Origin of the sequence: Paraburkholderia susongensis, from assembly GCF_900177725.1 — a bacterium.
In the GTDB taxonomy this organism is placed as follows: Bacteria; Pseudomonadota; Gammaproteobacteria; order Burkholderiales; family Burkholderiaceae; genus Paraburkholderia; species Paraburkholderia susongensis.
Genome location: NZ_FXAT01000003.1, coordinates 615,612 through 629,234, shown reverse-complemented (window position 1 = coordinate 629,234; position 13,623 = coordinate 615,612). Strand labels below are relative to the sequence as shown.

The window sequence follows — 13,623 nt, the reverse complement described above, 5'->3', positions numbered from 1 at the left end:
GACGGCATGAGCGCGCCCGCCCATGTATTCGCGCGGACCGCTGCTAGAATCGGGCGACGTCCCGGCCTCGCACAGGTGTCACCGATGAACGGTCTCCGCGGATTTCTGCATGGCGTCGCATTCTCGATCGGCGCTTTGTGCGCAGGCGCGCTCGCGTCGCCCGCCGCGCATGCGGCCACGGCTACGCCTGCAACCGCGACCACTGCCAGAGCTGACGAAAATATCGAAACGCTCGTCTTCGTGCGGCACGGCGAAAAACCCACCCAAGGCTACGGCCAACTCGACTGTCAGGGGCTCAACCGCGCGCTGGCATTGCCGGCCGTGATTGCCGCCAAGTTCGGCAAACCGGATGCGATCTACGCGCCGGACCCCGGCCAGCAAAAAAAAGACAGCGGCCATTCCTACTATTACGTCCGTCCGCTCGCGACGATCGAGCCGACCGCCATTCAATTCCAGATGCCCGTGCAAACGCCGTACGGTTTTGCGCAGATCGACCAACTCGGCAGCACGCTCGTCGATCCGGCCAATCGCGGCAAGCTGATCGTCATTGCGTGGGAGCACAAGCTGATCGAGAAGCTGTCGCGACAGATGCTAAGCGCGCATGGCGGCAACGCAGCCGATGTCCCGAAGTGGCGCAGCGAAGACTTCGACAGTATCTACATCGTTCGACTCGACTGGCAGAGCGGCACGCCTCGCGCGAGCTTCAAGCATGATCGCGAAGGTCTCGACGGACGCGCGACCGATTGCCCCTGTGCGGCGCTGCCGGGCGCGGCGGCAAGCGGCATTTCAGCGAATGCGGCGGATTAATCGGGTAATACAAATGTAAGCCGCAATTACGCGTATTGCCGCGTAAATCGGATAAAGCATGCAATAAGTGGCGTACCCACATTTTCCACTCAACCGCAAAGCCTTATACGGCGGGGCTTTTAGCGAAGTGTGGCGAATTGCCACTGCAAATGCGCCACGCAAGCCATCTTTCCCGCACCCTTCAATTATCTCGACGATGCTTGCAGTCCGTAACATCTCGTCGCAGTCCGCGCCGCCCGTGATGCGTACATTGGTCCTGTGCGACAAATCTACGTCGCTTCACAGGAGAACAACATGAAACGCATCGTCACTCACTTGCTGGTTGCTGCCGGACTCGCGGCGGGCGCATGCGGTGTCGCGCAAGCACATACGGATCTGAACATCGGCCTGTCGCTCGGCGCCCCGGTTTATGCCGCACCCGCGCGCGTCTATGCGGCGCCGGAGCCGGAGCCGGTGTATTACGGGGGCTGGGATCATCGCTACTATCGTGGCTACTATCGCGACTATCGCCGTGATGACCGCGGCTGGGGCCATGACGGCCGCCGCTGGGGCCACGACGATCGCGGTGGACGCCGCGGCGGATGGCGTGATTGAGCCGTGGCCGAGCCGCGGTTGAAGGAGTACGGATGGTGATGGCCGTTCGGTTTGACAGCCATTGACGGGAGCTGACGGCGATTGGCCAGCAGCGAGGAACCGAAGCGCTCGCGATTGCGCGAGCAAGGCCTCTCCGGCCCGCATCCACGAAACTGGATGCGGGCCGGTCTCATTCTGGCTCAGGAAGTCAGTTCATCGTCGAGCGAGAAAAGCTTGCGCAGATGGCGCGCGACGCCTGCTTCGAAATTGTTGCCGATGCGCGGCACATGCGGCAAACGCGTGATCAGATCGGGATTGGCATTGTTCATCATGAACGGGTGGCCGGCGGTTTCGAGCAGGTCGATGTCGTTCATGTTGTCGCCGAACGCCACACATTGCGCTGTGTCGATGCCGAGGCGCTCGAGCACGATCTGCAAAGCGCGCCCCTTCGACACGCTCGACGTCATCACTTCCAGGCAGTCCGGCAGCGAATAGGTCACGTACAGGCTTTCGCCGAATTCACGCTCGAGATTGGCGGCGAGTTGCGCGAGGTCGGCAGGCTCGCCGATATACAGCGCCTTCGCGATGTCGACGCCATTGTGCTTCGGCAGATCGGTCACTTCATAAGTGAAGCCCGAGTCCTGGTGAAACTTCAGCAGATCGGGGGCGTCCCGGTCGATCAACCACGCTTCGTCGGCAAACAGATTCACGATCACACGGCCATGCGCACCGACGATTTCCGGTTGCACGAGCCGCTGGACGATGGCCGGCGGCAGGTCGTCGGCATGGATGACCGTGTTGTCCGGCGCGTGAATGCGCGCACCGTTCGACGTAATCAGATACGGATTGATGCCGAGCAGGTCGCGAATCCCGGAGACGTCGCAGTAATGCCGCCCCGTGGCGATCACGAACTGCAGCCCGTCGCTTTCCAGCTTGCGCACGGTGGCAACCGTGAACGGGTCCACCTGGTGATCGGCGTTGAGCAATGTGCCGTCGAGATCCGTGGCGATGACTTTGTACATGGTGAGAGCCGACGGTTATGGACCGTCGAGGCAGCGTCAAAGAGCGTATTTTACCGTTGGTGGCCGTGGGCGCAGGTTTGGGGCGCTTCTGCCTTCTGCCTTCTGCCTTCTGCCTTCTGCCTTCTGCCCTCAGCCGGCAAGCCGCGCCGCTTCTCGCTGGGCCAATTGCAATCCCCCATGTGCCGAGTCGGCCAACGGCTCGCACAAACGCGCCTGGTACGCCGACGGCACGTATTCACGCAACGGCGCGCCAAGCCCGCCGCACAAGGCGACCGGCAGCGTTGCCGAAGCGTCGAGCGCGGCAATCATCTTGCCCACCTCGACACCAGCCTCGTTGAGCAGCCGCGCCGCGAACGGGTGCGCGCGGTGTTCGATCGCGATAGGCGCGAGCCGCGCATAAGCCGTCTGATTGGCCGCACAGAGCCAGACGACGAGGCTGTCGCGATCGTGCGCGCCCGTGTGCGCGAGCAGCGCCCGCACGAGATCGTCATGAGGCACGCGGCCGTCGAGCGCCTGCTGCGCACGCACGATCAGCCGCACGCCGAGCCATGCGCCGCTCGCTTCATCGCCCGACGGGAAGCCGTAGCCGCTCGCCATGCGGAACTCGCCGTCGCTCGCGAGCGAGGCTGCCACGCTGCCCGTGCCCAGCGCGACGATCACGCCGGGCGCGCCGCCGTGCGCGCCAAGCAGGGTCGTATAGGCGTCGCTTTCCACGGCAAGGCCGGCGAGCTTCGGCGCCTGCGCATGGAACTCGGCGAGCCAGTCGCGATTGTTGACGCCCGCGAGCCCGCAGCCTAGCACGCAGCGCGACCAGTCCAATGCCACGCCGGCGCGTGCGAAGGCTTCGCCGCAGGCGCCCTGAATGGCCTGCCACGCGCGCGCGACGCCAAGCCCGAGGCCCGATGGGCCGCCTGCCGCTTGCGCCAGTTCGCGGCCTTGCGCGTCGCCGAGCACGACGCGCGTGCCAGTGCCCCCGCCGTCGACGCCAATCAGAAAGAAGTCGTGGTTCATCGAATCGAATGAGTTCCGTGGGTGAATAACGCGTAGCGTGGCAGGTCAGTTTCAATCCCGCAATCGGCTGAACGGCCAGCTTGCGGTGTATGCGGCTTCAGCTATGCTGACAAACGACATGACCACGCGGGAGCGCAAGAGTGACACAGCGATGCAACTGGGTATCGAGCGAAGCGCTCGCACACTACCACGACACCGAATGGGGCGTGCCCTCGCGCGACGACCGGCATCTGTTCGAAATGCTCGTGCTCGAAGGCGCGCAGGCCGGTTTGTCATGGTCCACCATCCTCAACAAACGGGCCGGCTATCGCCGCGCTTTTGCCGACTTCGACATCGACAAGGTCGCGCGCTTCACGCCGAAACACGTGGACGCGCTCGTGACCGACGAAAGCATCGTGCGCCATCGCGGCAAGATCGAGGCGGCGATTCACAACGCGCGCGCCGTGCAACAGATCCAGGCCGAGCACGGCTCGCTCGCGAACTTCGTGTGGTCCTTCGTCGACGGCACGCCTATCCAGAACGATTGGGCGTCGTACAAGCACGCGCCCGCGTCGACGGAAGTGTCGGACGCCTTGAGCAAGGCGTTGAAACGCTACGGCTGCAAGTTCGTCGGATCGACGATCTGCTATGCGTTCATGCAGGCGGTCGGCATGGTGAACGACCACGAAACGACCTGCATGTGCCGCGCGCGCTGCGCGGCGCTTGGCAAGAAGGGGCGTAGCCGCAAGGCGGGTTGAGTCGGGGTCTGGCGTCGGCCGCTCAGGACTTAGTGCCGCGCGTCTAACAAACGCGCGTCGTCCAGGGAAACTCCCGACCGGTCTGAGCGGCCGCGTGGCGTTGGCTGCGCACCGCCGTGCGGCGGCCCTTGGAGGTGCGCCGCCATGCCGGCGCGGTGGTGTTCGCGCGCTTATCCGGTAAAGCCCTGCTGCGATTGCGGCGCAGGTCGGTCGTTATAGGGTTATGAGCGGATTATCAGCGCCGCGGCGGTTTCAGCCGCCGCCCCAGACAGGGAGACCAACGATGAAAACGCTTAACTTCCTGACGCATCAGGACATCTTCGATCAGGCGGTGAACCATCTGCTCGGCCAGAAACGCGCCGCCTTGCTGCCGAGGGGCGGCGGTGCTTATCACGGCTATTGCGGCGGCTGCCCGGTCGGCAGTTTCATCAAGCCGCGCGACTATACGACCGCGATGGAAGGCATTCCGGTGCGCTACGTCGGCAAACCGCCGGTAGAAGTGCCCGCTTATATGGACGTCGGTCTATCCGCGCTGAAAAAGGCGCTGCTGCGCGCGCGCATCAACATCTACGACCCGGCGACGATCGATCTGCTCAGTTGCCTGCAAAACGTGCACGATGTATTCGGTACGTGGGAGTGGCGCGAGCGGCTGGGCTCGATTGCCCGTCAGTTCGGCCTATCCGCCGAGCGGCTGAGGAACGCTGCATAAGCGGCGGATGTGCAGGCGGCTGCGGCCGGGAAAATCCGGACGGCCCGCAGCGGCAGCGCACTGAACACAAGCCCAGGCGACCGAATCCACCGGAGCCGGCAACGGACATCTATCGCAAGCCCCCAAAAACCGGAGCCCCAAAAGCAAAACGGCGATGTGGCTTCTTTCGAAGCTCACACCGCCGTTCGGCGTGTGGAAAAGCGTGCTTAGTGCAGCTTTTTCGGCAGCATCTGGCTGCGCAGACGCTTGTGCAGGCGCTTGACAGCAGCAGCCTTCTTGCGCTTACGTGCCGTGGTCGGCTTTTCGTAAGACTGGCGCTCACGCAGTTCAGCGATCAGGCCATTCTTTTCGATTGCGCGACGAAAGCGGCGAATTGCCACTTCGAACGGCTCGTTTTCCTTCAGAAGAATCGTCGTCATGTAATTCCTAACTCAATCACTATACGGGTTTAATTGCGTGGTAGTAACCGTTCAGGTAACCACTCACGCGCCGGCCCTCCGGTCGCTTCGATTCATGGCCAGTAACAGGAAAACGCGAGGCAAACATGCAACCTCGGCCAAACCACGAATGAAGCGAGAGGCAAAGCGGCCACGGAGGCCGGAAAAGAGAGGTGGGGAGTTCACCGCGGAACGCGGACAGACGTATTACAAAAGCCGCGCCTGTTGCCGTTTCGCCAACCTTTCATCAATGAAAAAACACTGACGAAACAGGCAAAGATCTCAATTCACTCCCGATCATATCAGGAAACTCTCCATCCTACCAGGGGTTTAGCGATTGCGCCAGGCTTTCCCGAGCCTCGGCGCAACAATCGCGCGCCGCCGCCGCGGTCCGCTGCGCCCGAACGATCAGGCGCTCGCTGCGTCCAGTTCGCGGATGTCGTCGCCCGTCAGCGTGAGCTGGACAGCGGCTGCGAGGCTCTTGAGCTGCTCGACCGACGTCGCGCTCGCAATTGGGGCTGTAACGCTCGGGCGCGCGATCAGCCAGGCGAGCGCAATCGCGGCGGGCGTGCTGCCGTGCCGTTCGGCGACGCGGTCGAGCGCGCCCAGAATCCGCAAGCCTCGTTCGTTCAGATATTTCTCGACCCGGCTGCCACGCGCCTTGCCGGCCAGATCGGCCTGGCTACGGTACTTGCCCGACAGAAAACCGCTCGCGAGGCTGTAATACACGACCACCCCGAGATGGTTGGCAAGCGCCACCGGCTCGCTGTCACGCTCATATTCGGCGCGGTCGTACAGGTTGTACTCCGGCTGCAGCAGCTGATATTCGGGCAGTCCATGCTGGCGCGACACCGCGAGCGCTTCCTCGACGCGCGCACCGCTGTAGTTGGACGCGCCGATCACGCGGACCTTGCCCGCCTCGATCAGCTTCTGGTACGCGCCGAGGGTTTCAGCGAGCGGCGTCGCGGTGTCGTCGTCGTGAGAGAAATAGACGTCGATGTAATCGGTTTGCAGACGGCGCAGCGAGTCTTCCACCGCTGCCTGAATGTTCGCGGCCGACAGCCCCTTGCGCTGCGGATGCTTGGACACCTTGGTCGCGAGCACGATCCGCTCGCGCTTGCCGCTTTGCCGGAACCACTTGCCGATGACCGTCTCCGATTCACCGCCCTGGTTGCCGGGCACCCACGCGGAATACACGTCGGCGGTGTCGATGAAATTGAGTCCGGCGTCGACGAACGCGTCGAGAATCGAAAACGACGTCGCTTCGTCAGCGGTCCAGCCGAATACGTTGCCGCCGAACATTAACGGCACGACCTGCAATTCGGAACGGCCAATTCTGCGCTTTTGCATGATTTCCCCAAGGTTTTCCGGAAAAAGCAGAATACGCCGCCTTTTCGATGCCTGCAGTGAATCGGCCGAGGGAAGCTGAGGGAGGTTTGCAAAGACATCGCCCGCCCGCGCACGCCGCGCCGGCGGACAAGCCGGTCTCGCACGAGGCGGGCAAAGCGGTCGAGGCGTGCGTCCGCGAGGACGTGATGAATGGAGATGGGTCAGAGCCCGGCGCGACTCGCCAGTCTCAGGCCGCCATCAGAATTGCGCGACGCGCTGATACTGATTCACATTGCAGGCCGCCTGCATAGCCGCCCGATATTCGGCGCCCAATTCGGTCTGCGCGAGGCGAGCCTCCGCGGCGATCCGCGCGTCGATGGCGTGAACCGCCTTGAGCACATCGAGCGCGGCACCCGCCTGCTGCGCGGAGAGCGACATGAGAAGCGGCGAGCGCTCGCTCGCGAGCTGCGCCGCCCGCTCCCATTCGGCGACGGCCGCAGCCTGCTCGATGGACTTGGTGAGTTCCCAGATGCGCTCGATCGGCGTCGCGAGTTCCATGTCGTGTCGTCCTGTTCCGCTCAGTTCTTGTTGGTGGCGAGCGCGCCCGCGCTGTTCGTGCCGCCGAAGAGTTGCGTCAGATATTGCGAATTGTTGTTCATCGTCGCCATCAGCGTATTGAGTGCCGTGAACTGCGCGGTGTACATGCTGGTGAGCTGCATCTGATAGTTCGATAGCGACGTCTGTTGCGTCGAGAGGCTCGTCAGGTCCGAGTTGAGCGCGTTGGTGCGCATCGCGATGACGCCGCTGGTCGACAGGTAGCTGGTGATGTTGCTGTTCAGTTGCTCCGCGACGCCGTTGGTGGAATTGAACAGCGTCGCCACCGTCGACTGATTGTTCTGCAGCGCATTGTTCAGCGTGTCGCTGTCGACCGAGAGCGAGCCGTCCGCATTCAGCGAGATGCCGATCGAGGCGAGGCTCGTCGTCGTGTTGTTGCCTTTGACACCCGTCGCCACGATCGAGGCCAACTGGTTCTGGACCATGTTCAGCGTCGAGTCGCCGAGCAGCACACCCTGCGACGTCGCGGTCGAGCTGTACGCTGTCAGCGTGCCCATCGTCGTGACGAGCGTGTTGTACAGCGTGACGAACTGGTTGATCGCGTTCGACTGCGAGGACGTGTCCTGAGCAATGGTAAGCGTCTGGGGCGACTTGCCCGTAGTGTCGACCGATGCGGCGCTCAGGCTCAGCGTGACACCCGAAAGGGCGGAGGTGACCGAGTTCGTCGAACTGGTGATCGCCGTTCCGTCGACCGTCAAATAGGCATCCTGCGCGGCGGTCGTCTGGGTCCAGCCGTTGTTGCTGGCAGGCGCTGGGGTCGTGCTGGCGCCGCTGCTAAAGTTGCCGCTGCTGTCCGTTCCCGGCGTGCTGCCGGGCGTCGAGCTGACGCCCAGGCTAGACGATACGGAGCCGGTGACGCTCGTGCTGATTACGTTTGCGGCACCGGTCGTAGTCGAGTGGAGCACGAGATGCGCGCCGTCGACACCCGTCACGACAGTCGCCGAGATGCCAGGGTTGTCGCTCGCCGCGTTGATGGCCGCCGCGATGCCGGCGACCGTATTGTTCGTGTTGTCGACGGTGATCGTACTCGATTTGCCGCCGATATTGAGAGTCATCGAGCCGGTGCCCAGCGTCTGCGCCGGAGGCTGGAAGCCTTGCGACGACAGCACCTGCGCGGTCGCGACCTGGGCGACGTCGATCGAATACGTGCCGGCGACGGCGCCGCTGGCCGCTGTGGCCGTGATGCCGGAGCCGCTGGTGGACGCCGTGAAGGCGTTGACCGTCGTGCCGTTCGAAAGCGACGAGAGTCCAGCCTGCAACGCCGAGAGCGCGGCGGAGAGCGTGCCGTATGCGGAGATCTGCGTGTTGTCGTTCGTTTGCGCCGCGGAAAGCGTTGCGGCCTGGCCGGCGATCTTGCTGTTGACGAGTGCGGTGACGAGCGAGTTCACGTCCATCGACGAATTGCCGGTCGATCCGCTGATGATCGACTGTGCGGCTTGCTGCAGCGCAGCGTTGCTTGCGGCGGTGTTGGCCGCGACGGAACTGGCGATCGAGGTACCGGATACGGTGGACATGAAGAGGCTCCGTGCATCGGCGATGCTATGTGAATCGGTTCAGGTCTGAAAAACGCCAAACGGGAGGCGAGGCTCCCGGTTGGCTTGCGTTGCGCACACCGAGTATGGTGGGCGGGGCGCGCAACGCGTGCTACATGTTGCTCGAGCGCGTTACTGCAGGAGCTTCAGGATCTGCTGCGGCTGCGAGTTCGCTTGCGCGAGCACCGAGATACCGGCTTGCTGCAGCACCTGCGCCTTGCTCAGGTTCGCCGTTTCCTGCGCGAAGTTGGCGTCCTGAATGTTCGACTGGGCCGTCGACAGGTCCGTCGACTGAGCTTGCTGCGTCGTGCTGATCGCGGTGAAGCGGTTCTGTGCCGCGCCGAGCGTCGCTTGCAGGTTGTTGACAGAGTTCAGCGCGTTGTCGATTGAAAGCATCGCCTGCGATGCACCGGCGAGCGTCGAGATATCAATGCTCGAAACCGAGGTCGTGCTGTTCAGCTTGTCGATTGTCGAACCAATGTTGTTATCCGCCGTTTCTTGTGCGCTGCCCGTCGCCACCGACTCTGCCGCGTTGACGTCGCCGGCGATTTGCTTGCCCGTAAGACCGACCAACGTCGTGTCGCCCGTGATCGGATCGGTAGCCACCGTGCCTTTGGTCGTGGCCGTTGTCGAACTTTGGCCGAAAACGGCTTCAGCGGCGGTCGCGTTCAGAGCAATGTTGTTCTGGTCGGTGAGCGTGAAGCCTCCCTTGCCATCGGAAATCACATTGATCGACGTGATGGTAGCCGGATTGCTCAGCGCTTCGGTAACCGGTGCATCGGTACCAGAGGCCGGAATTTTGGGCGCACTTGTATCTTTGCCAACCGCGGTGTTGAAAGCAGCAATCGTGCTGGCATCCGTAACAGCGTTACCGTTTTGATCCGTGTAAGCCACACCGCCCTTACCAGCGTTAGCCGAAGCATCCCACGAGGCCGTCAACGAAGTGACGCCTGGCAAGTTGGCGGGGGCGCCAGTGTTATCTAGCGAAACGCTGAACGTTGCCAGCGTGTTGCCTGCCGTGGGAACGCCGGAGCCAATCTTGGCCGCGCTCATGTTTTGCGACAGGTTCAGGCTGATCGTCTGACCAACGTTCGCGCCGACCTGGAACGACACGTTGCCAAGCGAGCCGTCCAGCACGTTCATGCCGTTGTACGTCGTTTGCGACGCAATACGGTTCACTTCTTGAATTTGCTGATTCACTTCCTGCTGGAGCGCAGCACGATCCGTGTCCGTCATCGAGCCGTTGGCCGCTTGCGTCGCCAGTTGTCGGATACGTTGCAGGCTCGACGTAAGCGAGGACAAGCCAGAGCTTGCCGTTTGGACGATGGAAACACCGTCGTTCGAGTTCGACACACCCTGGTTCAGACCGTTGATCTGGGTCTGCATGATGTTCGAGATTGCGAGACCTGCTGCGTCGTCCGCTGCGCTGTTGATGCGCTTGCCCGACGACAGACGCGTGATCGCTTGCGACAGAGCGCTACCCGAGCCGGTCAGGTTCTGTTGCGCGACCAGCGAGTTGATGTTGCTGTTAATTCCGAGCATGGAAATTCTCCTGTTGGGGCCATCAGCCCGTTACATGCCGTGTAGACCAAGGCATCAGCGACGAGGCAACTGCTGTTCGTTTGCCGCCCGCCTTGTTTGGGGTATCGGCCCTTGCAGGAAAAACTTTATGGAGACAACGCGCATATTCCTCGATTCGCCCGGCGGAATCGGCGGTAAACCGGGACGACAAGCGGCGGCGCCGGTGCAGGCCTCAAGTCCGCCAGGATTGTGCCGATAACACGTGATCGAGGCCCCGCAGAACGTCGCCCCGGCCGAGCGCCGGAACCCGCTGGCAACGGCGCCTGCAGGCGCTCGGGCAGAGATGCGGGCGCAGCCGTGTTGCGTGGAAGTTCGCGGCCACGCATTGCCGGACAGCCCACCTTCCCGCTCTCCTAGCGCGTCAACGTCACCGCCAGATACACGGCATACAACACGCCGCACATGAGCAACGCCCACACCGGCACACCCCGCTCGCGCACGTTGACGCGCAGCCACGCGGCAGCGGCCAGCGTAATCACGATGCCCGTCACCACCTCGATGCGCGGCGTCCACGGTGTCAACAGAATGCCGATAGCGGGCAACAGCGTCCCCTGAAACACCATCGCGCCGGTGATGTTGCCGAACGCGAGCGTGTCCTTGCCGCGCCGCACCCACAGAATGCTGTTGACCTTCTCAGGCAACTCCGTGGCGATCGGAATGATCAGCAGCGACAGCAGCAGCGGCGACACGCCGAGCGCTGCCGACACGCCCCGCACGCCATGGATGAAGCCTTCCGCGCCCCACACCAGCAGCGCCACGGCGAGCGCGAGCTGCAGCACGATGGTCGCGAGATTGACCGGCACACCGATGCGCGAGAGCAGCATCCTGGCGGGCGCTTCGGTGCCATGCCCCGCGTCGACGAGCCCACTCGATGCGCGAAACGTCATCACCACGTAAGTGACGTACACGCCCACCAGCGCCACGCTGAAGAGCGCGCGCACGACCAGTTGCTCGTGTGGCACATACATCGCCGCGGCCGCGAGCACGAACGCGCACAGGAAATAGTTCAGGTCGCGCGTGAAGCCGGTGCGCTCGGGCGCGATCCAGCCTTTGACGCCGCGCGCGCGAAGAATGGCGAGCGTCATCAGAAAGGTGGACAGCGTGGAGAGCATCAGCGGCGCACCGAGAATCGCGCCGACACCGATCTCCTGATTGACTACGCTGCCGCCCGTGCTTCCCGCAATCGCCAGCAGCGGCACGAGCGTTTCGGGCAACGCGGTGCCGACCGCCGCGAATAGCGAGCCGGTCACGCCTTCGGAGATTTTCAGGCGTTCGCCGAGATGTTCCAGCGCATTGGTGAAGAGTTCGGCCGCCACCAGAATGACGACCAGCATGCACGCGAGTTCGAAGAACAGACCCGTCATGCGCGACTCCCGGCGCATGCGCAGACGGTACGGCCGCTCGCCGGACGACGGGAACGGCGGGCCAATGCGAAAGCATGCGGGGGAACTGACAGTGGACTACGGTGATTCATAGGGCAACTCCGCGGTCGGACGTATGTGACGAACCCATGACGCACCGCCGCCCGTCCGACCAGAAGGAGGCAGTACGTCAATGGTCTCGCCAAACCGACCCGGTCGAACGCGCCATGACCCGCAGGCCAAGTATGTTGACGCGCTCTCCTTCAAAGGATGAAGGAAGGCTACTCCCCAGTGACCGGAGGATTCTAATGGCACGGGAAGCTTTCAACAAGCTTCTATGACTGCGCCGCGGGCTCGGCGAGCGCGTCGCGAGATTCGCGCGGGACATCGTCAAAGCGCGCTCATGCAGCCTGCTCGACGGACGAATCGAGGGAAACTGGTAGGAGAATTTGATTTGATGCCGTGTTCTTGCGTGCGGAAACTGTTCTTGCGCGCGAAAACCGATGCAGCGGCTGCCGCTTGTGGGAGAAACAAAGGAGGAGTGACGAAGAATTGGCGCTGAAACTTCGATCTGACTTGGCGCGCCCGGCTGGGATCGAACCAGCAACCCCTGCCTTCGGAGGGCAGTACTCTATCCATTGAGCTACGGGCGCTTCACCACGAGACCTGCACGAAAGCGTGACAACCAGAACGGATGCGACGCCAAAGCGAGAGTCCGCAAGGATACCCGGTTTCGGCCGAACCGTCCACCGGACTCCCCGCGAGGCGCGCCCGCCGGCCGCCCCGGCTGTCGCTCCGATGCGGGTAAACGCCTGCTGAACACCGTTCGGCCCCTCTCGCCGCCGCTGAAATGTTGCGTCTATAATCGTCCGTGGCTGATAAAGAACAAGAAGTTGCCGTCGCGCTGTACCGCTCACATACCCACGGAGACGAGACAAGCATGAGCGAAGCACCACACGGAGCCCCGATCAAAACCCCTGGACAGCTCATCGCCGCGGTCATCGCAGGGTTTGCTGTGCCGATCGTCATCATCGTTTTGCTTGCGGTTTACGTCGATAACTCGACGCGCACCGGCGCCGGCACCGATTCTCTTTCCGAGGCCGAAGTCGCCGCCCGCATCCACCCGCTCGCCCAGGTCGAAATCCGCGACGCCAATGCGCCGCGCGTCTACAAGACCGGCGAGGAAGTCTATAAGGCCGTCTGCTCCGCGTGTCACGCGTCGGGTGCGGCAGGTGCGCCGAAATTCACCAATACCGCCGACTGGGCACCGCGCATCGCCCAAGGTTTCGACACGCTGTGGCACACCGCCTTGAGCGGCAAAGGCGCGATGCCGCCGCGCGGCGGCACCAGTCCCGACGATTACAGCGACTTCGAAATCGCCCGCGCAGTGGTCTATATGGCGAACAACTCGGGCGCGAGCTTCCCCGAACCGGCGCAACCGGCGGCGGGTGCGGCAGCGGCTTCCGGTGCGGCCGCAGCATCGGGCGCAGCGGCCGCAGGCGCTTCCGACGCGGGAGCGGCCCAGGCCGCAGCCGCCATGGCGGCAATGGCGAACGTGCCGCAAACGCCCACCCCGGCCGCGGGCGGCGCGCAAAGCGCGGACGCCTCGCAGGCCGGCAAGGCGCTGTATCAGTCGGTTTGTCAGGCCTGCCACGCAGCCGGCGTGCTGAATGCACCGAAATTCGGCGACAAGGAAGCGTGGGCTCCGCGCCTGAAGGATTCGATGGACACGGTCTACAACTACGCTCTGCACGGCAAGGGCGCGATGCCGCCGAAGGGTGGCTCGAATGCCTCGGATGCGGACGTGAAGGCCGCCGTCGACTACATGGTCAGCGCGGTGAAGTAAGACGCCGGGCAAAGCGAACGAACCGCCGGCGGCATAGGCGGCGAAACGAAAAATCCCTGCACT

13 protein-coding genes, 1 tRNA gene and 1 riboswitch are annotated in these 13,623 nt (G+C 63.3%); of the genes, 5 read left to right on the top strand and 9 right to left on the bottom strand.

Translation table 11 applies throughout. The features are described 5' to 3' along the window. The first annotated feature begins 84 nt into the window (after positions 1-84). Entirely contained in the window at positions 85-807 is a 723-nt protein-coding gene (locus B9Z01_RS11845; protein WP_085483092.1) for a histidine phosphatase family protein, read from the top strand. Between the two features lie 294 nt (positions 808-1,101). Beyond that, positions 1,102-1,401, top strand: coding sequence for a hypothetical protein (locus B9Z01_RS11840; RefSeq protein ID WP_085483090.1), 300 nt, complete (start codon positions 1,102-1,104; stop codon positions 1,399-1,401). A 179-nt stretch (positions 1,402-1,580) separates the two neighbouring features. Here B9Z01_RS11840 and B9Z01_RS11835 read toward each other — a convergent pair whose 3' ends face one another. Together B9Z01_RS11835 and B9Z01_RS11830 are read right to left on the bottom strand one after the other, a co-directional pair. After that, a complete protein-coding gene (locus B9Z01_RS11835) occupies positions 1,581-2,402 on the bottom strand; it encodes a Cof-type HAD-IIB family hydrolase (protein ID WP_085483088.1) in 822 nt (273 codons plus the stop codon). 129 nt (positions 2,403-2,531) lie between these two features. Beyond that, positions 2,532-3,413 carry a glucosamine kinase nucleotide-binding domain-containing protein gene (locus B9Z01_RS11830; protein WP_085483086.1) on the bottom strand — a complete coding sequence of 294 codons (882 nt, stop codon included), beginning with the start codon at positions 3,411-3,413 and terminating at the stop codon, positions 2,532-2,534. Between the two features lie 140 nt (positions 3,414-3,553). Here B9Z01_RS11830 and B9Z01_RS11825 point away from each other — a divergent pair, with 140 nt between their 5' ends. Together B9Z01_RS11825 and B9Z01_RS11820 are read left to right on the top strand one after the other, a co-directional pair. Further along, complete coding sequence (locus B9Z01_RS11825; RefSeq protein WP_085483084.1) at positions 3,554-4,150, top strand: DNA-3-methyladenine glycosylase I; 597 nt, start codon at positions 3,554-3,556, stop codon at positions 4,148-4,150. Between the two features lie 283 nt (positions 4,151-4,433). Continuing rightward, positions 4,434-4,859 (top strand): hypothetical protein, encoded by a 426-nt coding sequence (locus B9Z01_RS11820; RefSeq protein WP_085483082.1) that lies wholly within the window; start codon positions 4,434-4,436, stop codon positions 4,857-4,859. Between the two features lie 206 nt (positions 4,860-5,065). Here the strand turns inward: B9Z01_RS11820 and rpsU are convergent, their stop codons facing one another. From rpsU to B9Z01_RS11785, 7 genes are all read right to left on the bottom strand, one after another. After that, on the bottom strand, positions 5,066-5,278 hold the full coding sequence (gene rpsU / locus B9Z01_RS11815) for a 30S ribosomal protein S21 (protein ID WP_006050883.1): 213 nt from the start codon (positions 5,276-5,278) through the stop codon (positions 5,066-5,068). Positions 5,279-5,704: 426 nt separating this feature from the next. Continuing rightward, the gene (locus B9Z01_RS11810; protein WP_085483080.1) at positions 5,705-6,646 is read right to left on the bottom strand and encodes an aldo/keto reductase; all 942 of its coding nucleotides are present in this window, start codon (positions 6,644-6,646) and stop codon (positions 5,705-5,707) included. Between the two features lie 237 nt (positions 6,647-6,883). Next, positions 6,884-7,183, bottom strand: a complete 300-nt coding sequence (gene fliT / locus B9Z01_RS11805; protein ID WP_085483078.1) for a flagellar protein FliT — start codon at positions 7,181-7,183, stop codon at positions 6,884-6,886. Positions 7,184-7,203: 20 nt separating this feature from the next. Beyond that, positions 7,204-8,754, bottom strand: coding sequence for a flagellar filament capping protein FliD (gene fliD / locus B9Z01_RS11800; protein ID WP_085483076.1), 1,551 nt, complete (start codon positions 8,752-8,754; stop codon positions 7,204-7,206). Positions 8,755-8,904: 150 nt separating this feature from the next. Continuing rightward, positions 8,905-10,314 carry a flagellin N-terminal helical domain-containing protein gene (locus tag B9Z01_RS11795; RefSeq protein WP_085483074.1) on the bottom strand — a complete coding sequence of 470 codons (1,410 nt, stop codon included), beginning with the start codon at positions 10,312-10,314 and terminating at the stop codon, positions 8,905-8,907. 392 nt (positions 10,315-10,706) lie between these two features. Beyond that, positions 10,707-11,717, bottom strand: a complete 1,011-nt coding sequence (locus B9Z01_RS11790) for a sodium:calcium antiporter (protein WP_085483072.1) — start codon at positions 11,715-11,717, stop codon at positions 10,707-10,709. A gap of 131 nt (positions 11,718-11,848) precedes the next feature. Next, a riboswitch (yybP-ykoY riboswitch) is annotated at positions 11,849-12,016 on the bottom strand. 275 nt (positions 12,017-12,291) lie between these two features. Beyond that, positions 12,292-12,367 (bottom strand) — tRNA-Arg (locus tag B9Z01_RS11785). Between the two features lie 287 nt (positions 12,368-12,654). Between B9Z01_RS11785 and B9Z01_RS11780 the strand changes: the two genes are divergently transcribed. Beyond that, complete coding sequence (locus tag B9Z01_RS11780; RefSeq protein ID WP_085483070.1) at positions 12,655-13,560, top strand: c-type cytochrome; 906 nt, start codon at positions 12,655-12,657, stop codon at positions 13,558-13,560. The last annotated feature ends 63 nt before the right edge of the window (positions 13,561-13,623 follow it).

Excerpts from the sequence above, each read along its gene's own strand:
- B9Z01_RS11845 (WP_085483092.1), top strand. The coding sequence starts at position 85 with ATGAACGGTCTCCGCGGATTTCTGCATGGCGTCGCATTCTCGATCGGC.
- B9Z01_RS11840 (WP_085483090.1), top strand. The coding sequence starts at position 1,102 with ATGAAACGCATCGTCACTCACTTGCTGGTTGCTGCCGGACTCGCGGCG.
- B9Z01_RS11835 (WP_085483088.1), bottom strand. The coding sequence starts at position 2,402 with ATGTACAAAGTCATCGCCACGGATCTCGACGGCACATTGCTCAACGCC.
- B9Z01_RS11830 (WP_085483086.1), bottom strand. The coding sequence starts at position 3,413 with ATGAACCACGACTTCTTTCTGATTGGCGTCGACGGCGGGGGCACTGGC.
- B9Z01_RS11820 (WP_085483082.1), top strand. The coding sequence starts at position 4,434 with ATGAAAACGCTTAACTTCCTGACGCATCAGGACATCTTCGATCAGGCG.
- rpsU (WP_006050883.1), bottom strand. The coding sequence starts at position 5,278 with ATGACGACGATTCTTCTGAAGGAAAACGAGCCGTTCGAAGTGGCAATT.
- B9Z01_RS11810 (WP_085483080.1), bottom strand. The coding sequence starts at position 6,646 with ATGCAAAAGCGCAGAATTGGCCGTTCCGAATTGCAGGTCGTGCCGTTA.
- fliT (WP_085483078.1), bottom strand. The coding sequence starts at position 7,183 with ATGGAACTCGCGACGCCGATCGAGCGCATCTGGGAACTCACCAAGTCC.
- fliD (WP_085483076.1), bottom strand. The coding sequence starts at position 8,754 with ATGTCCACCGTATCCGGTACCTCGATCGCCAGTTCCGTCGCGGCCAAC.
- B9Z01_RS11795 (WP_085483074.1), bottom strand. The coding sequence starts at position 10,314 with ATGCTCGGAATTAACAGCAACATCAACTCGCTGGTCGCGCAACAGAAC.
- B9Z01_RS11790 (WP_085483072.1), bottom strand. The coding sequence starts at position 11,717 with ATGACGGGTCTGTTCTTCGAACTCGCGTGCATGCTGGTCGTCATTCTG.
- B9Z01_RS11780 (WP_085483070.1), top strand. The coding sequence starts at position 12,655 with ATGAGCGAAGCACCACACGGAGCCCCGATCAAAACCCCTGGACAGCTC.